We start from the raw sequence: 19,547 nt of genomic DNA, 5'->3' as shown, positions 1-19,547 counted from the left end.
AGTGAGCCGGATTCCGCGTCAGCACTCACCCATTCCTGTCGGGGGGTCCTTCTACTGTCTGCGATGTGAGTCCCGCCTCGGCCCGAGAATTTCCGTCTCCGCCCCCGTTTTCCGACGGGGAGAAATTCGACGTCGGGCGGCAACTGAGCTTCGACGAGCTGGACACACCGCTGAGCGAGACAACGTTTGTCGTCGTCGACCTCGAGACCACAGGCGGAAGCGCCGACCAGGACTCCATCACCGAGATCGGCGCCGTCAAGATCCGGGGCGGAGAGGTACTCGGCGAAATGGCAACACTCGTCGATCCCGGCCGGTCGATTCCGCCGTACATCGTCGAGCTGACCGGAATCACCACGGCGATGCTGATCGGCGCACCTCCCATCGAACGTGTCCTGCCTGCATTTCTCGAATTCGCCGAGGGCGCGGTGCTGGTGGCACACAACGCGCCGTTCGACATCGGCTTCCTCAAAGCAGCGGCGTCACGCAGCGCACGCCCGTGGCCGGCGTTCCGAGTCCTGTGCACCGTCAAACTCGCCCGACGGGTACTCACACGCGACGAAGCACCTTCGGTGAAGCTCTCCGCACTTGCCCATCTGTTTCAAGTGACCACCCAGCCGACGCACCGCGCGCTCGACGACGCGCGTGCGACGGTCGATGTCCTCCACGGGTTGATCGACAGGGTCGGAAACCAGGGCGTCCACAGTTACAGCGAACTCGTCGACTACCTGCCCAACATCTCCTCGCATCAGCGGGCCAAACGGTCCTTCGCCGCAAACCTGCCGCGAAGCCCCGGTGTCTACCTTTTCCGAGGTCCTTCGGACGAAGCCCTCTATATAGGAACTGCTACCGACCTTCGACGCCGCGTCCGTAACTACTTCACCGGTTCGGAGACGCGCGGCCGTATGAAGGAAATGGTCGCGCTGGCCACTCGCGTCGACCACGTCGAGTGCGCGCACGCTTTGGAAGCCGGAGTCCGCGAACTGCGCCTTCTGAGCGCGCATGCGCCGCCGTACAACCGTCGTTCCAAGTTTCCCAAGCGCGGTTGGTGGATCACCCTCACGGACGAGGCGTTTCCGAGACTGTCCGTGGTTCGCACGGCGACTGCCGATTCGATCGGCCCGTTCACCTCTCGCGCCGATGCAGTAGACGTCGCCGAGACAGTCGCAGAGTTCAGTCGTCTACGCACCTGCACCAAGCGACTGGGGCGCGGCGCCGTCCACGGCCCTGACTGCCCCGCTCGCGAATTGGGAGCATGTCCGGCCTCCTGGGCCCCGGAAATCACTGCAGAGGACTACGCGGCGGCCCCTGAGGCTGTGCGTGGTTTCTTCCGGGGAACCAGCGACGCTCCTTTACAACAGATGCAGGCGCGGATCGACGAACTGTCCGCACACGCGTTGTTCGAGAATGCTGCTCGTCTACGTGACCGAACCGTCGCAGTCGCTACCGCAGTGCGGCGCACACAGCGGCTCGCCGCAGTCGCGGCGATCGAACAACTCGTTCTCGCCCGCCCCACCGGGGACGGCGGCTGGGAGCTGTCCGTGATCCGCTCTGGACGGCTCGCCTCCGCGGGCCTCGCCAGGCGCGGAACACACCCGATGCCCGTCGTCGACGCCATCACAGCGGCCGCCGAAACCGTGTTGCCGGACAACACACCGTTTCGCGGCGCGTCACCCGAAGAACTGGGCCTGATCGCAAGGTGGCTCGCATCGGACGGTGTCCGAATCGTGTCGGCGACATCCGGCTACGTCGAACCTGTGGGCGGTGCCGGCAGGTGGGAAGCCTGGTGCCGACTCGCGCGGGCCGGTACCGAATCCGAACATCGATGACGTAACGACGGGGCGGCACCCCTAAGCTCGATCGAAACCACCGGGTCATCACAACCCACCGGGAAATCGAGGAGAGAAATGATCAACGCCATCGTCATGATTCACGCCGAGTCCGCTCGGATCCCGGAAACCGCGCAGGCCGTCGCCGACCTGTCCGGTGTGACCGAGGTCTACTCGTGCGCAGGTGACGTCGACTTGATTGCCATCGTGAAAGTACGTGACCACGCCCAGATCGCCGACGTGGTCACCGGAGGAATCAACAAGGTGCCCGGCGTACTCCGAACCGCCACACACATTGCCTTCCAGTCGTTCTCCAGCGCTGACGTCGAAGCCGGTTTCTCGCTGGGTGAGTAGCCCGTCGACCGAGCCCCTTCGACGTTTCTTCGACTGACGTCGATCAGGCTTGGTCAGCCAGATCGACGGTGAGTGCCGCCCACTTGTGAAGCAATTCAGCCCCCGCGCCACTGTCGATCGCGGCAGCGGCGGCGTTCATCCCGGCAGAGATCGCACCCTCGAGGTCGTCGCCGACACCGTTGAATGCCGCGATGGCTGCTCCCGCATTCAGCAAGACCGCGTCCCGGACGGGGCCCTTCTGCCCGGAGAGCAGCGTTCGCGCCACCGTGGCGTTGACTTCGGCGTCTCCTCCGCGCAACTCTTCGAGAGGAACGCGGTCGATTCCGAGATCACGCGGATCCAACGTGACGGTTCGCACACTTCCACCGCCGACGATGTGGACCGTCGAAGTCGTGGAGGTGGTCAGTTCGTCGAGTCCGTCGTCTCCGCGCACCACCAACGCCGAATTGCCGCGCTGCGCAAGTACTCCCGCAACAACCGAGATCAGCTTCGGAAATGCGCACCCGATCAGGCCGGCGCGCGGGCGAGCCGGATTGGTCAGTGGACCGAGCACGTTGAACGCCGTCGGGATGCCGATTTCCTTGCGGGGCACAGCGGCAAAGCGCAGTGCGGGATGGAAGACGGGCGCGAAGCAGAAGCCGATGCCGACCTCCTCGACACACCTCGCCACCTGCTCCGGCCCGAGGTTGATGCGAACGCCGAGCGCCTCGAGCACGTCGGCTCCGCCGCTCTTGGACGAAGCAGCGCGGTTGCCGTGCTTGACAACTCGCACACCGGACGCGGCAACCACGATCGAGGCCATCGTCGAGATGTTGACGGTGTTGGAGCGGTCACCGCCCGTACCGACGATGTCGACGACGTCGGAATCGACCGGCACGCGCCGGGAGTGTTCGAGCATCGCGGCAGCGAGCCCTTCCAACTCCGCGGGAGTTTCACCCTTCATCTTCAGCCCGACGCCGAAAGCTGCGATCTGAGCGGAAGTGGCGTTGTCCGACATGATCTCGCCCATCGCCCACCGACTGTCGGCTTCCGACAAGTCGCTGCCGTCCGTGAGCAAACCGAGAATCATCGGCCAGGACCGCACCACGGCACTCGAATCGACGTTCACGGCGTTGGTTGCGTCGGTGCCGGCCATAGTGCCTTGGTCCCCTGTCGTTCATGTGGGCTGTGTTTCGTGCTGTCATTTCGTGCTGTCGATGACCATCGCAGCCTAGTCAGTGAGGTAGCGAGGAAACCGAATAGGGCCGCTCAGGACTTTCGGCGACCGCGTTTGGGCGTCGCCTCCGCAAGGGCTGGGGGCTGAAGCGCGTCCCACCCGGCGACCGAACCACCGAGTCGCTGCGCCAGACCGGCCATTCGTGATCGCTCCTGGGAGCAATGCAGGGCGTCAAGCACCTGGACACGCTCGAAGATGATGCGAACCGAATTCTCGACCGCCCGAGTCACGTCCTCGGGCCGACTCGCGCCTGGCAAATATCCGTCCTGGGCGACGATGCTCTCGGCTTCGACAACCGAACCCTCCGGCAGGTCCAGATGGTGCCGCAGAACCACCTCGGACTCCGCCCGGAACTCCGGTTCGGTGGAGGCGGCACGTTCGAGAGCCGTCGAGCTCGCCTCGGCGTCGTCGAAGCATTCGGCAACGACGACCAGATCCATCCGCCCTGCATCGAGCGGTGCCGGAATCTTCGTGCCGAAAATTCTCAGGAACCACGGTCTACTCTTGTGTGCAGCTGCCATCGCGCCAGCATATTCCGACCACGCCACCAGCGCGTTCGCCGCCCGATCCCGCGAACTCGAGCCGAGCGACGCGCCGATGGTGGACCCGAGTGGTCGTCTCTTACGACGAAGCGTCATACTTCTGTCTGTGACGAGCGCAGTAGGGACTTCAGGATCGGCAATCACCCAACGCGTGCACTCGCTGAACCGGCCGAATATGGTCAGCGTTGGCACCATCGTGTGGTTGTCAAGTGAGCTCATGTTCTTCGCAGGGCTCTTTGCCATGTACTTCGTGGCACGAGCTCAGGCGAACGGAAATTGGCCGCCGGAGCCAACCGAATTGAACCTGTATCTGGCCGTGCCGGTGACCTTGGTGCTGATCGCATCTTCGTTCACCTGCCAGATGGGTGTCTTCGCGGCTGAGCGTGGCGACGTCTTCGGACTTCGTCGCTGGTACACCATCACCTTGGTCATGGGGGCGTTCTTCGTCGCCGGCCAGGGTTACGAGTACTACCACCTCGTGCACGAGGGCACCACGATTTCGAGCAGCGTGTACGGCTCGGTGTTCTACATGACCACCGGCTTCCACGGTCTGCACGTCATCGGCGGTCTCATCGCCTTCGTCTTCTTGATCGCACGTACCAGGGTCAGCAAGTTCACGCCCGCCCAGGCCACCGCCGCGATCGTTGTTTCGTACTACTGGCACTTTGTCGACATCGTGTGGATCGCGCTGTTTGCCACGATTTATTTCATCCGTTAATCAGCTGTACGCCCCAGGCAGCCCCTGACGTCCAGTTCCGTCCCGACATACCAAAGGGATACAGATGAGTTCATCCCCCCCTCCCGCATCCGATAACTCAGCGAATGCCGCGAAGTCGCGTCGCCAGCGGAAAATCCGCCGGCGCGTTACCGGCGCGCTCGTATTGATGATGGGATTGATCAGCGCAGGTTTCCTCGCTTCGGCGTTGACACCAGCTCCGCAGGTTGCGACCGCCAGTGACGATTCAGCAGCCCTGATTCGTGAAGGCAAGCAGCTCTACGACACGTCATGCATCACGTGCCACGGCGCGAACTTGCAGGGCGTGCAGGACCGCGGTCCCAGCCTCATCGGCGTCGGCGAAGCAGCCGTGTACTTCCAGGTCTCCTCTGGTCGTATGCCCGCAGCTCGCAACGAGGCCCAGGCTGCACGCAAGGACCCCAAGTTCGATGCTGCGCAGACCGACGCACTCGGCGCTTTCATCCAGGCCAACGGCGGCGGCCCGACGCTCATCCGCGACGAGAACGGCGAAATCGCCCAGTCCTCGCTGCGCGGTGGCGACATCGGACGCGGCAGTGAGCTCTTCCGGCTCAACTGCGCTTCTTGCCACAACTTCACCGGCCGCGGCGGCGCACTGTCCTCGGGCAAGTACGCCCCGGTCCTGGATCCGGCCAGCGAGCAGCAGATCTACGCTGCCATGGTTACCGGCCCCCAGAACATGCCGAAGTTCTCGGATCGTCAGCTGACGATCGAGGAGAAGAAGGACATCATCGCCTACGTCAAGTCGTCGGGCGAATCGAAGGACCCCGGTGGGTACGGGCTCGGTGGCCTCGGTCCGGCCTCTGAGGGTCTCGCCATGTGGGCCGTCGGAATCATCGCTGTCGTCGGTGCAGCATTGTGGATCGGAGCAAGGTCATGAGCGACGCTGGCCAGCATGGCGGCGATACGCCTAAGAAGTACACAGATGAAGAGCTCGACGCGATGTCACGCGACGACCTGGTCAAGCTGGGTACCAATCTCGATGGCGTCGACGTCGTCTACCGCCGTGATCGTTGGTCGGTAAAGGGAACCAGGGCGGAGAAGCGCGCAGAGCGCAACGTCGCCTTCTGGTTCGGCCTCGCCGGCGTTTCGGCGATCGCGTTCATCGCGATCTACCTGTTCTGGCCCTGGGAGTACGCCGGCGCCGGTGACGAGAACTACGGCAAGTACAGTCTGTACACCCCGCTGATCGGCCTGACCATGGGTCTGGCGATCCTCGGCGTCGGCATCGGTGCCGTCCAGTTCACGAAGAAGTTCATCCCCGAAGAGGTTTCGATCCAGGACCGCCACGACGGTGGTTCCACAGAGGTCGATCGTCGCACGATCGTTGCCGAACTCGGCGACACCCTCGATACGTCCACCCTCCCCCGCCGCAAGGCCATCAAGCGCAGCTTGATGTTCGGCGGTGGCGCACTCGGCGTCATGATGGTCATGCCCCTCGGCGGACTCATCAAGAACCCGTGGGCCAAGGGCGACGACTCACCTCTGTGGGTGTCCGGCTGGACCCCGAACTACCCGGGCGAGACAATCTACCTGCGTCGTGACACCGGCCGTCCCGAGGACATCGTCCTCGTTCGCCCGGAAGATCTCGATGCCGGATCGATGGAAACGGTCTTCCCGTTCCGCGAGTCCGACCGTGGCGACGAGCACGCTCTGCTCGCTGCACTGCGCGGCATTCGTAACTCGGTGATGCTCATTCGCCTCCGCACGGAAGACACCGCGCGTGTCACCAAGCGTAAGGGCCAGGAAAGCTTCAACTACGGCGATTACTTCGCGTACTCGAAGATCTGCACCCACCTGGGTTGCCCCACCTCGCTCTACGAACAGCAGAGCAACCGTATTCTGTGCCCCTGCCACCAGTCGCAGTTCGACGCACTGACCTACGGCAAGCCGATCTTCGGTCCCGCTGCTCGCGCACTTCCGCAGTTGCCTATTACAGTGAACGAAGAGGGCTTCCTGGTCGCCGACGGTGACTTCATCGAAGCACTCGGCCCGGCATTTTGGGAGCGTCGACCGTGACCACAACAACAACCAAACCGTCCAAGATCAGCGCGGCAGCGGCTGGACAAGCGGAGGCTATGGACTCCCGCTACCACCTCGCTGCAGGCATGCGCCGGCAGATCAACAAGGTCTTCCCGACGCACTGGTCCTTCATGCTCGGCGAGATCGCGCTCTACAGCTTCGTGATCCTGCTGATCTCCGGTGTGTTCCTGACACTGTTCTTCGATCCGTCGATGGCACACGTCGTCTACCAGGGCGCATACCAGCCGCTACGCGGTGTCACGATGTCTCGTGCCTACGAGACCACCCTCAACATCTCCTTCGAGGTGCGCGGCGGTCTCTTCGTTCGCCAGATTCACCACTGGGCTGCACTGATGTTCGCGGCGTCGATCATCGTTCACCTCGCTCGCATCTTCTTCACCGGCGCATTCCGTCGTCCGCGTGAGGCGAACTGGGTCATCGGCTGCCTGCTGCTCATCCTGGCGATGTTCGAAGGCTTCTTCGGCTACACCATCCCCGACGACCTGCTCTCGGGCACCGGCCTTCGCGCCGCTTTCGGTGGTATCACGATGAGTATCCCGATCGTCGGTACCTGGATGCACTGGCTGATCTTCGACGGCGATTTCCCCGGCGACCTCATCATTCCGCGCCTCTACGTCGCCCACGTGCTGCTGTTCCCGGGCATCATCCTGGCCCTGATCGCCGGCCACCTCGCGTTGGTCTGGTACCAGAAGCACACGCAGTTCCCCGGCCCAGGCCGTACGGAGCAGAACGTCGTCGGCGTCCGTATCCTCCCGGTGTTCGCGATGAAGGGTGGCGCGTTCTTCGCCATGACCTTCGGCGTGCTCGCACTGCTCGGTGGTCTGTTCCAGATCAACCCCGTGTGGAACATCGGTCCGTACAACCCGTCTCAGGTCTCTGCCGGTTCGCAGCCTGATATCTACATGATGTGGACGGACGGCCTTGCTCGACTGTGGCCGGCGTGGGAGATCTACCTGTTCAATCGCTACACGATTCCCGCTGTGTTTGCCGTCGCCCTGATCATGGGCCTCGTCTTCGCACTGTTGATCGCGTACCCGTGGATCGAGAAGCGCCTCACCGGAGACGACGCTCACCACAACATCCTGCAGCGCCCGCGCGACGTGCCGGTCCGTACCGCTATCGGTGCGATGTCGATCGCCTTCTACCTGGTGCTCACGATCTCCTGCATCAACGACATCATCGCGTACCACCTGCACATCTCGCTGAACGCAATGACGTGGATCGGCCGTATCGGCATGGTTCTCCTTCCGCCCATCGCGTACTTCGTGACCTACCGGTTCTGCATCGGCCTGCAGCGTAGTGACCGTGCAGTCCTCGAGCACGGCATCGAGACCGGCATCATCAAGCGGATGCCGAACGGCCAGTACATCGAGATCCACCAGCCGCTCGGCCCCGTCGACGAGCACGGACACCCGATCCCGCTCGAGTACCAGGGTGCAGCTGTCCCGAAGAAGATGAACAAGCTCGGTCTCGCCGGTAAGCCAGGTAGCGGTAGCCTGATCACCGCTGACCCGGTCGAGGAGAGCGAGGCTCTCGAAGCCGCTCACCACGAAGCTGAGCACGAGCAGCTTCAGATCCTTCTGGACTACCAGAACCGAACCAATGGCAAGTCCAACGGTTCGGGTGGAGAGCTCCACTAAGAACAACAGCTGACCAGTGAGGCCCCGAACCGGATTCCGGTTCGGGGCCTCACTCGTTCTCTGAGCGATTCAGTTTGGAGAACCACTAAGGGGGGTTACCACTCCCCCGGTCCGCCGTATGAGGCCGGCTTGAAGGGCAGTACGCCCAATCTCAGACCTCGAAGACGGACGAATAGTGCTCGACCGTCGGGAAAGGTTCGTAGAAGTGATGGAGAAGTTCTCGCCACTTCTCGTATCCTGCGGACTGACGGAACCCGATGGTGTGTGACTCCAAGTCCTCCCACTCGACAAGCAGGAGGTACCGCTCCGGCGCTTCCACGCAGTGCGAGAGCCGCAGCCTGATGAATCCGGGAACCTCGGAGATGATGGCACGGGCCACGTCGAACGCGGACTCGAATTGCGCTGACTGCGCCGGATCGACCTGCAAGACGGCATGTTCGAGGATCATAGGCGAAGTGTTGCACGTTCTCGAGAGTCCCCACGAGGCGTTGCCGCCTGGTGAGATACTCGGACCATGACATCCCATGCGCGCGGCACCTTCGAGATCGATCTCCGCCCTGCCGATCCTGAGCTCGCCGGACGCGTCGGCCGCTTCGAGTTCGACAAGACATTCGTCGGCGGCATCGAAGGTACGTCGTCCGGCCTCATGCTGTCCGCCGGCGACCCGACAAACGGTGAAGCCGGCTACGTCGCGTTGGAGGTTGTCACCGGGCAAGTCGACGAAGCGGTGGGGTCGTTCGCCCTGCAGCAGTTCGGTCGGATGATCGACGGAACCCAGAAGCTCCTGTACGAGATCGTCCCCGGGTCCGGAACCGGCGAATTGAAGGGTATCTCGGGCACGCTCGAACTCGAGGTCGTGGACGGTCTGCACCGCTACGACCTCGAATACCTGCTCCACGATTGACAGACAGCGGTTGATACTCGGCAAGCTTGTCCGTCCTACACCTGCATCAACGACAACCCTGCATCAACGACAACGGAGGCGCCGAACCCGGATGGATTCGGCGCCTCTGTTCGAGTGCAGGTGAAACTAGTGCTTCTCGGGTCCGGTGTAGTACTCGAACACCAGGCCGGCAGCTGCGGCCAGCACACAGACAACTGACACTGCGATGAGCCACGGCTGGAAGTACGCCAGCGACACTGCCGCGAGTGCAGCAGCGGCGGCCAGCAGGATCGGCCAGAAGCTACCCGGGCTGAAGAAGCCCAGTTCTCCTGCACCGTCCGAGATTTCAGCGTCGTCGTAGTCCTCGGGACGGGTGTCCAGACGACGAGCAACGAAGCGGAAGTAGGTACCCACGATGAGCGTCAGACCTGCAGACAGGACGATGGCCGTCAGTCCGGCCCACTCGATACCTGTGCGTGACAGAGCGGTGAACACTCCGTAGATGATCGCGACGAGAATGAAGAACATCGTTAGGATCTCGAAGAGCTTGGCTTCGATCTTCATATCAGCACTTGTCCTTGTTCAGTGAAGAGGCTGGCCGGCTCAGTTGCCTGCAGTGGCGACGGTTGCCTGACGGTACTCGCGGTCGGTGTTGAACGGCGTGGTCGACGTAGCCACCGGCGACTGACCGATTGCCTGCAGAGCCTCAGCGGTCGTCAGACCACCCTTGCCCTCCGCGTCACCCTTGCGCAGCTCGATGTACTTGGCGAAGTCCTCCGGCGAAACCGCACGAACCTCGAAGTTCATCATCGCGTGGAACGTGCCACACATTTCTGCACAACGCCCGACGAACGCGCCTTCCTTCTCGATCTCACTGATCTGGAAGATGTTGTCCGAGTGGTTCTCCTTGGGGTTCGGGAGAACGTCACGCTTGAACAGGAACTCGGGCACCCAGAATGCGTGGATGACGTCCGAAGAAGCGAGTTCGAACTGGATTCGCTTGCCGGTGGGCAGAACGAGGATCGGGATCTCCTGGCTGGAGCCGACGGTCTCGATCTTGTCGTAGTGCAGGTAGCTCAGGTCCTCGGTGCTGTTGCCGTGGATCGGGCCGGGAACTTCTTCGCCGTGATCGTTGACAGTGGAGCCCTCGGTCTTGGCAGCCTCTTCGGCCTCGACGTCGATTCCGTTGTACTTGGCGGAACCGTCACCGAACTCGATGGAGCGGTAGCCGAACTTCCAGTTCCACTGGAATGCCGTGACGTCTACGACGACGTCAGGGTTGTCCGTCTTGTCCAGAACATGGTTCTGAACGATGACGGTGAAGTAGAAGAGAACCGCGATGATGACGAAGGGAACTGCCGTGTAACCGAGTTCGAGCGGCACGTTGTATGCCGTCTGACGCGGGAATTCCGGCGAGTCCTTCTTCTTACGGTGGAAGATGACGGCCCAGAAGACCAACCCCCACACCAGCACACCCATGACGAGGGCGGCTACAACCGACCACGTCCACAGCTCACGCATGCGCGTCGCCTCCGGGGTGATGCCCGAAGGCCACCCGAAACGAAGCACTTCGTTGTCGATGGAGCAACCCGACAGCAGCAAGGCAGCAATGCCCAGAGATACTGCCAGCCCCGCTCGCCGAAGGATCCGACCTTGCGCCACGTTCACGCCTTCCTGATCGCCACAAAATTCAACTAGGGCATGCCCGGAGGGAAGGCCCAATTACTACGCAGCGTAGACCAAAGCCGGGCGCTATCCATCCTCGGGTCCTCACCCGTGTCGCGGCGGACGTCACACAGCTCTCTCAGGTGCTGCTCAGGAACAGCTCAGGTCGTTTGGGCGACGCACATCACGTCGATTCGTTCCGCCGTGATCGGCAGGGACGTCGATCTGCGGCATACTTTCGACAAGAGTTCGTTGACCTCTCCCCGACACTCGTGTCCGGGAGCCTTCTGTACAAAAAATTCTGAATCGAGGAACCGGACGCTGTGTGTGGACTGCTCGGGCTACTGACATCTGGCGGAACCAGCGAAGACGCCGTCTCGCGGGTCGACCAGGCGATGCATTGCCTTCGTCACCGCGGGCCGGACGAACACGGGACGTGGAACGACGACCACCTCGTCTTCGGGTTCAACCGCCTGGCGATCATCGACATCGCTCATTCCCACCAGCCGCTGCGTTGGGGCCCGCCGGAGAACCCTGAGCGCTACGCGCTCACGTTCAACGGCGAGATCTACAACTATCTGGAGATCCGCGCCGAGCTGGTCAAGGACCACGACGCGAAGTTCTTCACCGAGGGCGACTCGGAAGCCATCGTCGCTGCATTCCACTACTGGGGTGAAGATGCGGTCAGGCGCCTGCGCGGAATGTTCGCGTTCGCGATCTGGGACACCGACACACGCGAGCTGTTCATCGCGCGCGATCCGTTCGGGATCAAGCCGCTGTTCATTGCGACCGGCGCCGGCGGCACCGCGTTCGGCAGCGAGAAGAAGAGCCTGCTCGAACTCACCGATCTGATCGGCATCGGTACCGAGCTGGATCCGCGCGCCATCGAGCATTACACCGTTCTGCAGTACGTACCGGAGCCGGAAACACTGCACAAGGAGATCCGACGCCTGGAGTCGGGCAGCTTCGCTCGGGTGCGTCCCGGCGAGGAGCCCACGTTCACGCGGTACTTCACGCCGAAGTTCCCGGCCAAGCCTTTTGCACCTGGCACCGAGAAGGCGCGCTACCAGGAAATCGCCGAAGCACTCGAGGATTCGGTCGCCAAGCACATGCGGGCCGACGTCACAGTCGGTTCGTTCCTGTCCGGCGGTATCGACTCCACTGCGATCGCGGCGCTGGCGATGCGTCACAACCCCAACCTGATCACCTTCACGACCGGTTTCGAACGTGAAGGCTATTCCGAGGTCGACGTCGCTGCAGAATCCGCCGCAGCGATCGGCGCGAAGCACGTCGTCAAGGTGGTCTCCCCCGCCGAGTTCGCCGCTGCCATTCCCGAGATCGTCTGGTACCTCGACGACCCGGTAGCCGATCCGGCATTGATTCCGCTGTGGTTCATCGCGAAGGAAGCGCGAAAGCACGTCAAGGTCGTGCTGTCCGGCGAGGGTGCAGACGAGCTGTTCGGCGGCTACACGATCTACCGTGAGCCGTTGTCGCTCAAGCCGTTCGAGTACCTCCCCAAGGGATTGCGTCGGGCTGCGGGCAAGTTGTCCGAACGCATCCCGGACGGCACTCGCGGCAAGAGCCTGCTCAATCGCGGTTCGTTGACCCTCGAGGAGCGCTACTACGGCAACGCTCGTAGCTTCAATGACGCTCAGCTCCGCGCCGTCCTTCGCGATTTCCGCCCCGAATGGACTCACCAGGACGTCACTGCGCCGATCTACGCGCAGTCACGGGACTGGGATCCGGTTGCGCGGATGCAGCATCTCGACCTGTTCACCTGGCTGCGCGGCGACATCCTCGTCAAGGCCGACAAGATGACGATGGCCAACTCGCTGGAACTGCGTGTGCCGTTCCTCGATCCCGAGGTCTTCGACGTCGCGTCACGCGTACCGCTCGATCAGAAGATCACGTTGGGGCGAGCGAAGCGACGGGGATTGTCCGAACACACTACCAAGTATGCGCTGCGTCAGGCCTTGGAAGGCATTGTGCCGCACCATGTTCTGCACCGCGCCAAGCTCGGATTCCCGGTTCCTCTGCGCCACTGGCTTCGCGGCACCGAACTCTTCGACTGGGCGCATCTGCAGATCGAAGAGTCGGGTACCGACCACATCTTCGACAAGCAGGCCGTCGTGAAGATGCTCAACGATCACCGCGAGGGCGTTTCGGACCACAGCCGACGCCTGTGGACCGTCCTGACCTTCATGGTCTGGCACGGAATCTTCGTGGAGAAGCGCATCGTGCCGCAGATCCAGGAACCGGTGTACCCGGTCAATATCTAAGCCTTCGGCCCCGTGAGTGGTTAGCGAGTCTCCGGACTCCTCAACCACTCACGGGGCGGAGCCCTACTGCGGCAGGATCGTCGCGATCTCGTCCGCTGCCGCGCTGCCGTACGCCTCGGTGAGACGCTTGAGAGCCTCGTCGCGATTGAACACCCACTCCTGGGTTCCGACGGTCTCGAGGATCAACACAGCAACCAGCGATCCCAGCTGAGCAGCACGCTCGAAGCTCAGACCAGCGCCGTGTGCGAGCAGGAAGCCGGCACGGAAGCCGTCGCCAACACCCGTCGGATCAACCTTACCCGTCTCGGGCACAACGTCGACGCGCACCCAATTACCTTCGGCATCAACAATTTCCACGCCCTTGGAGCCAAGAGTGGTGATGCGGATGCCGACCTGTGCGCGGATCTCTTCCTCACTCAGACCCGTCTTCTGCTGAAGCAGACCCCACTCGTACTCGTTGGTGAACAGGTACTTCGCACCGTGGATGAGCGCCTTGGCCTCGTCACCGGACAGGCGAGCAAGCTGCTGCGACGGATCAGCTGCGAACGGGATTCCGAGCAGGCGGCATTCGTCGGTATGTCGAACCATTGCTTCGGGGTCGTTTGCGCCGACCAGTACAAGATCAAGTGCACCCGAGGTCTTGGCCACTGCTGCGAGTTCGATCTCGCGGGCCTCGCTCATCGCGCCGGGGTAGAACGACGCGATCTGTGCCATGTCCTCGTCGGTGGTGCACACGAAACGCGCGGTGTGCGCCTTGTCCGAGATGCGGACCGCACTGCAATCGACGCCGTTGTCCTCGAGCCATGTGCGGTATTCGGCGAAGTCCGCGCCGACCGCGCCGACGAGCAGCGGCGATCCACCGAGCACGCCCATTGCGTAGGCGATGTTGCCGCCGACGCCGCCGCGGCGGATCACGAGGTCGTCCACCAGGAAGCTCAGCGAAATGTGGGCGAGCTGATCGGCGAGGAGCTGATCGGCGAAGCGGCCGGGAAAGCGCATCAAGTGGTCGGTGGCAATGGAACCGGTTACCGCAATAGTCACGGATCGTGGCCTTTCAGCGAAGTGAGTACAAGAATGAAAGAGGAGCAAAAGTTCACGTTACTGCCCGTAGCGCCGTCTTTGGCACCCGAGCCGTCGGATCGGAACCGTCAGGGTACGGGTCACCACAAACAACTGACGCGAAACCGAATGTCGGTTCCGCGTCAGTTGTTTGCGAATTGAGTTGTGATCGACAGACTCAGTTGAACGAGTCACCGCAGGCGCAGGAGCCTGTTGCGTTGGGGTTGTCGATCGAGAAGCCCTGCTGCTCGATGGTGTCGAGGAAGTCGATGGACGCACCTTCGACGTACGGCGCGCTCATTCGGTCGACAACCAGGTTGACGCCGTTGAAGTTGACGGTCAGGTCACCGTCGAGCGTGCGGTCGTCGAAGAACAGCTGGTACTTCAGTCCGGCACAGCCGCCGGGCTGCACTGCTATACGCAGCGCGAGGTCGTCGCGCCCCTCCTGATCGAAGAGTGCCTTCGCCTTGGAGGATGCGGCCTCGGTCATCTTGACGCCGTGGGTGGCGGTCTCGTTCTGCACAGTCATGGGCTCTCCCTAATGTTCGTACCAACCCGTGAACGCTTCAACGGTACGCCGCTGCCGACTTATTCCCGCCAGTCCTTACCGGGTGCGATTCGTCTTCATCCTATCCGGTCTTCCCGTCACGGCAACGGCGCGTCGACGCTGGTGGATCTTGTGCTCTGTTGACCGCGCCAGATGTTCCAATCGCGCGCTGTATGTTCGGCGAGTCCCTGAAGACACGCCGACGCTTCGTTCATCGCACGTTCCACCGAACCCGCGAACCCTGCCACCGATTTCGCCGCGACGATCGAGGTCGACGCATATTCCGCCTCGTCGAGCGTCACCTGGCCGGCAAAGAGGAGCGTCGGAACGCAGTGCGCTGCCCCGGCCGAAGCGAGCGCTGTTACGAGTTTGCCTCGCAGAGATTGGTGGTCGAACTTGCCTTCGCCTGTGATCACCAGGTCGGCAGACGCCAATAGCGCTGCCTGCCCGGTGCGATCGGCGACGACGTCGGCCCCGGATCGCCGCTGCGCACCGAGCGCGAACAGCGCAGCACCGATACCACCTGCGGCGCCGGCACCCGGAAGATCCGACACTCCCTTTCCGGTGACGGCCTCCAACTGTTCTGCCCACATCGCATTTCTCGCTTCGAGGACGGCGATTGCCTCGGCATCGCCGCCTTTTTGGGGGCCGAACACCGCTGCTGCGCCGTGTTCGCCGAGAAGGACGTGTTCGACGTCGGTGGCCGCGACCAACTGAATGCCCGCCGTAGCCACCATTGCAGCCTCCAGGCCGCCCAGCGCCTCCACCAGTCCACGCCCGCCGTCGGTGCAGCAACTCCCACCAAGTCCGACAACGATCGTCTTCACGCCGGCCTCGAGCGCAGCCGCGATCAGTTCTCCGACACCGCGACTGTGCGCGGCGAGTGCGCTCTCACGCGTCGGCGGGCCTCCGAGCAGGCCGAGCCCGACTGCCTCGGCCGACTCGATGTACGCCGTGCCCGAATCGAGCAGCCACTGAGCGTCAACGCCCACGGTCAACGGTCCGGACACCCGCGCGGACCGGATGTCGCCCCCTGCCGCGGCCAAAACGTCGACAAATCCCGGTCCCCCGTCGGATTGTGGCGCGGTGACGACGTCGTCATCGGGTCGGCCGCGTCGCCAACCGGCAGAAATGGACTCGGCCGCCTCGACGGCGGTCAGGGTCTCACCGAATGAATCTGGAGCAACTATTACCCGCATAGCCGAAGTCTAAGAGTGCCGAATGACCCCGATGTTTCAGTTTCTCGAGCGTTTGAGCGTCTTGCGCGATTGTGATTTTCAGAAAGACCGAGGTCGGTTTCCCAGACCGTGCACTTATCCAATAGCCTGGAGGTGTGAAATTGCTACGCCGCGGTGACTCAGACAACTCCGACAAACGTGACGTCGAGGGCACTGAGGCATCCTCGGCCTCCGAAGAGGCGCCCATCGAGCAGGTGGGCAAGGGCCGCCCAACACCCAAGCGTCGTGACGCCGAAGCGAAGAGGCGTGGCCCGGTTGCGCCTGCCCCGCTGACCGCGAAGGAAGCCCGCGCCCGCCGCAAGGCGACCCGGGGTTCCAAGGAGGACCGCAAGGCCGAAGCCGCCGAGCGTCGCGCATCGTCGGCAGACCGCCGCGCCCGCATGCTTGCCGGCGAGGACAAGTACCTGCTCCCCCGCGACAAAGGCCCGGTTCGCGCCTACGTCCGCGACTTCATCGACGCTCGCCGCAACCTCGTCGGGCTGTTCATGCCGCTCGCATTGATCCTCATCATGACGATGTTCGTCACGCCCGCACTCCAGCAGATCGTCACGCTGGCAATGCTCGTGATGATGCTCTTCATGGTCGGTGAAGGCATCTGGCTCGGACGCATGATCAACAACCGCGTGGCCGAGCGCTTCCCCGACAGCACCGACGGCGGATTCAAGCTCGGCTGGTACGCGTTCGTTCGCGCGTCGCAGATCCGTAAGCTGCGCGCACCGAAGCCTCGTGTGGGGCCGGGCGACGCAATCTGAGCGTGACGGACACTTGTAGAACTTTGGTCCTCGGCGGCGCGCGGTCTGGTAAGTCCGCGCACGCCGAGGATTTGGTTTGTGCAGGCAACCTGCCCGAAGATTCGGCACCGATCCGGTACCTGGCGACAGCCAAGCGCGATAACTCCGACGCCGACTGGGAAAGCCGGATCGATCAGCACCGCAGCAGACGGCCTTCTCACTGGTCGACTGTCGAAACCGCAGATGCGGGTGACCTCGCGGCGCAGCTCGAAAGCGATTCACACACAGCGACGTTGGTCGACGATCTGGGAACGTGGCTGACCACGGAACTCGATCGGCAAGGCGCCTGGGACGCACCGCGCGGCACCATCACGTCCGCTGCGGACAGCTTGGTCGCGAGCGTCGAGAACTACCGCGGATCCTTGGTGCTGGTCAGCCCCGAAGTGGGTTTGGCCGTGATCCCCGAGACCCGGTCGGGACGATTGTTCCGCGACGAGATCGGCACTCTCAACGCTCGTATCGCAGCGGTGTGCGATCGTGTCGTACTAGTGGTTGCAGGGTTACCGCTCGTCTTGAAAGATACTGCTGCACAACCGGAAGGCACGATGTGAGTACCGACGCCAATTCAGGGGCCAATCCAGAATCCAACCCCGACGTCGCGCCTGCCAGTAGCGCCGACTTCGAACCTGTCACCCCGCCCGACCGCGAGGTGCGTGCACAGGCCGATGCGCGTCAGCGTGATCTGACCAAACCTGCCGGTTCACTGGGTCGACTGGAGGCTCTGGCCGGTTGGGCATCGGCATGCCAAGGCGTTTGTCCCCCGCGTGCTTTCGCTCGACCTCGCGTCGTCGTCTTCGCCGGTGATCACGGAATCGCCCGCAACGGTGTCTCCGCCTATCCCCCGGAAGTGACCGCACAGATGGTCGCCAACTTCCTCGGGGGCGGCGCGGCAGTCAACGTCCTCTCCGAGGTTGCCGGCGCCACCGTTCGCGTCGTCGACATCGCGGTGGACGGCGATACCGATCCGTCCGTCGCGAACCACAAGGTGCGCAGGTCTTCTGGGTCCATCGACCGCGAAGACGCGATGTCGACCGAGGAAACCCTCCAGGCCATCGCCGCCGGCCGAGCAATCGCGGACGAGGAAATCGACGGGGGCGCAGACCTTCTCATCGCCGGCGACATGGGCATCGGCAACACCACACCCGCTACCGTCCTAATCGCCGCCCTGACGGACAGCGAACCTGTCGCGGTCGTGGGTCGAGGTACCGGTATCGACGACGCCGGGTGGATCCGCAAGACTGCCGCGATTCGCGATGCTCTCCGACGCGCGCGTCCGCACGTTCGCGACACAGTCGCGCTGCTGCGCACGTCTTCGGGTGCCGACCTCGCCGCGATGGCCGGCTTTCTGGCCCAGGCAGCGTCGCGTCGTACGCCGGTGATCCTCGACGGCGTTGTGGTCACCGCAGCCGCCATGGTTGCCGACGAACTGGCTTTCGGCGCACGTGAATGGTGGGTCGCCGGACACCGCTCCACCGAACCCGCCCACACCATCGCATTGACCCGCATGGGTCTCGACCCGATCGTCGAGTTCGACATGCGTCTCGGTGAAGGTTCAGGTGCAGTCACCGCGCTCCCGATTCTTCAGAGCGCTGTGGCAATCCTGAGCAAGATGGCGACATTCTCCGAGGCCGGTGTCAGCACTCAGGGCAGCGCGCCCGATGAAGTGCCCGGGTCGATCGACCTGACCAAGACCGATACGGCGGAGTGAGCGTGGTGGGCCCGCTGTCCGGAGTGCCGCTGGCCTTCTCGTGGCTGACGGTCCTTCCGGTTCGTGGTCCCTCCGACATCGACCGAACTGCCGGTCGTCGCGCCATCGCGGCAGCTCCGCTCACCGGAATCGCTCTCGGGATTGCCGCGACGTTTCTGCTCTGGGGCACAACAAGTATCGGCCTGAATCCCTATCTCGCAGGTTTGCTGACGGTAGGTGTGCTCGCTCTCGGGACACGCGGAATGCACGTGGACGGACTGGCAGACTCCGTCGACGGACTGGGTTGTTACGGTCCACCGGAGCGCGCCCGCGAGGTCATGCACAGCGGCGGTGCCGGACCGTTCGGGGTCGCGGCACTGTTCATCGTCCTCGGGCTGCAATCGGTCTCCTTCGGCGTCCTCGCTGTTGCCGACTCCCCCACGCAGTGGATCGCGGTGCTCGTATCTGTCGCTGTGGGTCGTGTGGCCGTCGTTTTTGCCTGCCGCCGAGGCATTCTCGCGTCTGGTCCGAGCGGATTTGGTGCGCTCGTCGCCGATTCGCAACCGCTGTGGGCCGCACTCGTATGGTCGGTTCCGCTCATCGCCGTTTCGGCCTTTGCCGCCGACCGGTGGTGGCTCGGCCCTCTCGTCACCACGTCGGCGCTGCTGATCAGTGTGCTGTGTGTGCGTCACTGCGTCCGTAGATTCGGCGGACTCAACGGAGATGTTCTCGGATTCGCGCTCGAACTCACGGTGACGCTGACGGCCGTCGGCCTCACTCTCGGACTGTGATCTGACGTCGTGCGAGCCGGAGTCCTGGCATACGAAGGTTGCCTGGCGGCCGAGATCTTCGTTTTCACCGACCTTCTCCTGATCGCGAATCGGGTCGCTGATGGAGCGCCCGCCGACCTCTTCGAGGTATCGGTTATCGCAGCGTCCGGCACGCCCGTCGTTGCGGCAGGCGGATTTTCGCTCGGCGTACAGGAGGGGCATCACGACATCGATCACCTGGTTGTACCGGGGT

Annotated in this window: 20 protein-coding genes; 12 read left to right on the top strand and 8 right to left on the bottom strand. The window is 63.2% G+C overall.

Translation table 11 applies throughout. The features are described 5' to 3' along the window. The first annotated feature begins 65 nt into the window (after window positions 1-65). Window positions 66-1,826, top strand: a complete 1,761-nt coding sequence (locus R4P65_RS09740; protein WP_317826339.1) for a DEDD exonuclease domain-containing protein — start codon at window positions 66-68, stop codon at window positions 1,824-1,826. Window positions 1,827-1,904: 78 nt separating this feature from the next. Continuing rightward, window positions 1,905-2,180, top strand: coding sequence for an Lrp/AsnC family transcriptional regulator (locus R4P65_RS09735; protein ID WP_003941677.1), 276 nt, complete (start codon window positions 1,905-1,907; stop codon window positions 2,178-2,180). A 43-nt stretch (window positions 2,181-2,223) separates the two neighbouring features. Here R4P65_RS09735 and trpD read toward each other — a convergent pair whose 3' ends face one another. Together trpD and R4P65_RS09725 are read right to left on the bottom strand one after the other, a co-directional pair. After that, on the bottom strand, window positions 2,224-3,315 hold the full coding sequence (gene trpD, locus R4P65_RS09730; protein ID WP_317826338.1) for an anthranilate phosphoribosyltransferase: 1,092 nt from the start codon (window positions 3,313-3,315) through the stop codon (window positions 2,224-2,226). 113 nt (window positions 3,316-3,428) lie between these two features. Then, complete coding sequence (locus R4P65_RS09725) at window positions 3,429-3,917, bottom strand: hypothetical protein (RefSeq protein WP_317826336.1); 489 nt, start codon at window positions 3,915-3,917, stop codon at window positions 3,429-3,431. Between the two features lie 127 nt (window positions 3,918-4,044). Here R4P65_RS09725 and R4P65_RS09720 point away from each other — a divergent pair, with 127 nt between their 5' ends. The 4 genes from R4P65_RS09720 to R4P65_RS09705 all read left to right on the top strand — a co-directional run bounded on the left by R4P65_RS09720 (window position 4,045) and on the right by R4P65_RS09705 (window position 8,375). Beyond that, window positions 4,045-4,656 (top strand): heme-copper oxidase subunit III, encoded by a 612-nt coding sequence (locus R4P65_RS09720; RefSeq protein WP_007730060.1) that lies wholly within the window; start codon window positions 4,045-4,047, stop codon window positions 4,654-4,656. A 64-nt stretch (window positions 4,657-4,720) separates the two neighbouring features. Further along, on the top strand, window positions 4,721-5,572 hold the full coding sequence (locus tag R4P65_RS09715; protein ID WP_020908102.1) for a cytochrome c: 852 nt from the start codon (window positions 4,721-4,723) through the stop codon (window positions 5,570-5,572). Beyond that, window positions 5,569-6,711 (top strand): ubiquinol-cytochrome c reductase iron-sulfur subunit, encoded by a 1,143-nt coding sequence (locus R4P65_RS09710; RefSeq protein WP_020908103.1) that lies wholly within the window; start codon window positions 5,569-5,571, stop codon window positions 6,709-6,711. The genes R4P65_RS09715 and R4P65_RS09710 overlap by 4 nt, the downstream gene beginning before the upstream one ends. 59 nt (window positions 6,712-6,770) lie before the next feature. Beyond that, on the top strand, window positions 6,771-8,375 hold the full coding sequence (locus tag R4P65_RS09705; RefSeq protein ID WP_230814115.1) for a cytochrome b: 1,605 nt from the start codon (window positions 6,771-6,773) through the stop codon (window positions 8,373-8,375). Window positions 8,376-8,526: 151 nt separating this feature from the next. Here the strand turns inward: R4P65_RS09705 and R4P65_RS09700 are convergent, their stop codons facing one another. Continuing rightward, complete coding sequence (locus R4P65_RS09700; protein WP_230813585.1) at window positions 8,527-8,823, bottom strand: antibiotic biosynthesis monooxygenase family protein; 297 nt, start codon at window positions 8,821-8,823, stop codon at window positions 8,527-8,529. A gap of 66 nt (window positions 8,824-8,889) precedes the next feature. Here R4P65_RS09700 and R4P65_RS09695 point away from each other — a divergent pair, with 66 nt between their 5' ends. Next, window positions 8,890-9,279: a DUF3224 domain-containing protein gene (locus R4P65_RS09695; RefSeq protein ID WP_230813587.1), complete on the top strand. Its 390-nt coding sequence runs from the start codon at window positions 8,890-8,892 to the stop codon at window positions 9,277-9,279. Window positions 9,280-9,405: 126 nt separating this feature from the next. On the opposite strand, the gene R4P65_RS09690 is transcribed toward R4P65_RS09695, so the two are convergent. After that, window positions 9,406-9,822: a cytochrome c oxidase subunit 4 gene (locus R4P65_RS09690; RefSeq protein WP_230813589.1), complete on the bottom strand. Its 417-nt coding sequence runs from the start codon at window positions 9,820-9,822 to the stop codon at window positions 9,406-9,408. A gap of 39 nt (window positions 9,823-9,861) precedes the next feature. Beyond that, window positions 9,862-10,926: a cytochrome c oxidase subunit II gene (locus tag R4P65_RS09685; RefSeq protein WP_007730054.1), complete on the bottom strand. Its 1,065-nt coding sequence runs from the start codon at window positions 10,924-10,926 to the stop codon at window positions 9,862-9,864. A 320-nt stretch (window positions 10,927-11,246) separates the two neighbouring features. Between R4P65_RS09685 and asnB the strand changes: the two genes are divergently transcribed. Further along, window positions 11,247-13,202, top strand: a complete 1,956-nt coding sequence (gene asnB, locus R4P65_RS09680) for an asparagine synthase (glutamine-hydrolyzing) (RefSeq protein ID WP_317826335.1) — start codon at window positions 11,247-11,249, stop codon at window positions 13,200-13,202. A gap of 63 nt (window positions 13,203-13,265) precedes the next feature. On the opposite strand, the gene R4P65_RS09675 is transcribed toward asnB, so the two are convergent. The 3 genes from R4P65_RS09675 to R4P65_RS09665 all read right to left on the bottom strand — a co-directional run bounded on the left by R4P65_RS09675 (window position 13,266) and on the right by R4P65_RS09665 (window position 16,007). Then, entirely contained in the window at window positions 13,266-14,243 is a 978-nt protein-coding gene (locus R4P65_RS09675; protein WP_317826334.1) for a carbohydrate kinase family protein, read from the bottom strand. A 196-nt stretch (window positions 14,244-14,439) separates the two neighbouring features. Next, window positions 14,440-14,790, bottom strand: coding sequence for a HesB/IscA family protein (locus tag R4P65_RS09670; RefSeq protein ID WP_230813595.1), 351 nt, complete (start codon window positions 14,788-14,790; stop codon window positions 14,440-14,442). Between the two features lie 116 nt (window positions 14,791-14,906). After that, complete coding sequence (locus R4P65_RS09665; RefSeq protein ID WP_317826333.1) at window positions 14,907-16,007, bottom strand: glycerate kinase; 1,101 nt, start codon at window positions 16,005-16,007, stop codon at window positions 14,907-14,909. Between the two features lie 134 nt (window positions 16,008-16,141). Between R4P65_RS09665 and R4P65_RS09660 the strand changes: the two genes are divergently transcribed. From R4P65_RS09660 to R4P65_RS09645, 4 genes are all read left to right on the top strand, one after another. Then, entirely contained in the window at window positions 16,142-16,798 is a 657-nt protein-coding gene (locus tag R4P65_RS09660) for a DUF3043 domain-containing protein (RefSeq protein WP_007730051.1), read from the top strand. Between the two features lie 2 nt (window positions 16,799-16,800). Beyond that, window positions 16,801-17,388 (top strand): bifunctional adenosylcobinamide kinase/adenosylcobinamide-phosphate guanylyltransferase, encoded by a 588-nt coding sequence (cobU, locus tag R4P65_RS09655; protein ID WP_317826332.1) that lies wholly within the window; start codon window positions 16,801-16,803, stop codon window positions 17,386-17,388. A 98-nt stretch (window positions 17,389-17,486) separates the two neighbouring features. After that, window positions 17,487-18,545, top strand: coding sequence for a nicotinate-nucleotide--dimethylbenzimidazole phosphoribosyltransferase (gene cobT, locus R4P65_RS09650; protein WP_411742534.1), 1,059 nt, complete (start codon window positions 17,487-17,489; stop codon window positions 18,543-18,545). 2 nt (window positions 18,546-18,547) lie between these two features. Continuing rightward, complete coding sequence (locus tag R4P65_RS09645) at window positions 18,548-19,315, top strand: adenosylcobinamide-GDP ribazoletransferase (protein WP_317826330.1); 768 nt, start codon at window positions 18,548-18,550, stop codon at window positions 19,313-19,315. Window positions 19,316-19,547: the final 232 nt, after the last annotated feature.

Origin of the sequence: Rhodococcus sp. IEGM 1318 (assembly GCF_033142465.1) — a bacterium.
Taxonomy (GTDB): Bacteria; Actinomycetota; Actinomycetes; order Mycobacteriales; family Mycobacteriaceae; genus Rhodococcus_F; species Rhodococcus_F qingshengii_B.
The sequence above is the reverse complement of the archived record's forward strand: the minus strand, read 5'-3'. Positions and strand labels throughout refer to the sequence as shown.

Excerpts from the sequence above, each read along its gene's own strand:
- R4P65_RS09735 (WP_003941677.1), top strand. The coding sequence starts at position 1,905 with ATGATCAACGCCATCGTCATGATTCACGCCGAGTCCGCTCGGATCCCG.
- trpD (WP_317826338.1), bottom strand. The coding sequence starts at position 3,315 with ATGGCCGGCACCGACGCAACCAACGCCGTGAACGTCGATTCGAGTGCC.
- R4P65_RS09725 (WP_317826336.1), bottom strand. The coding sequence starts at position 3,917 with ATGGCAGCTGCACACAAGAGTAGACCGTGGTTCCTGAGAATTTTCGGC.
- R4P65_RS09715 (WP_020908102.1), top strand. The coding sequence starts at position 4,721 with ATGAGTTCATCCCCCCCTCCCGCATCCGATAACTCAGCGAATGCCGCG.
- R4P65_RS09710 (WP_020908103.1), top strand. The coding sequence starts at position 5,569 with ATGAGCGACGCTGGCCAGCATGGCGGCGATACGCCTAAGAAGTACACA.
- R4P65_RS09705 (WP_230814115.1), top strand. The coding sequence starts at position 6,771 with ATGGACTCCCGCTACCACCTCGCTGCAGGCATGCGCCGGCAGATCAAC.
- R4P65_RS09700 (WP_230813585.1), bottom strand. The coding sequence starts at position 8,823 with ATGATCCTCGAACATGCCGTCTTGCAGGTCGATCCGGCGCAGTCAGCG.
- R4P65_RS09695 (WP_230813587.1), top strand. The coding sequence starts at position 8,890 with ATGACATCCCATGCGCGCGGCACCTTCGAGATCGATCTCCGCCCTGCC.
- R4P65_RS09690 (WP_230813589.1), bottom strand. The coding sequence starts at position 9,822 with ATGAAGATCGAAGCCAAGCTCTTCGAGATCCTAACGATGTTCTTCATT.
- R4P65_RS09670 (WP_230813595.1), bottom strand. The coding sequence starts at position 14,790 with ATGACTGTGCAGAACGAGACCGCCACCCACGGCGTCAAGATGACCGAG.
- R4P65_RS09665 (WP_317826333.1), bottom strand. The coding sequence starts at position 16,007 with ATGCGGGTAATAGTTGCTCCAGATTCATTCGGTGAGACCCTGACCGCC.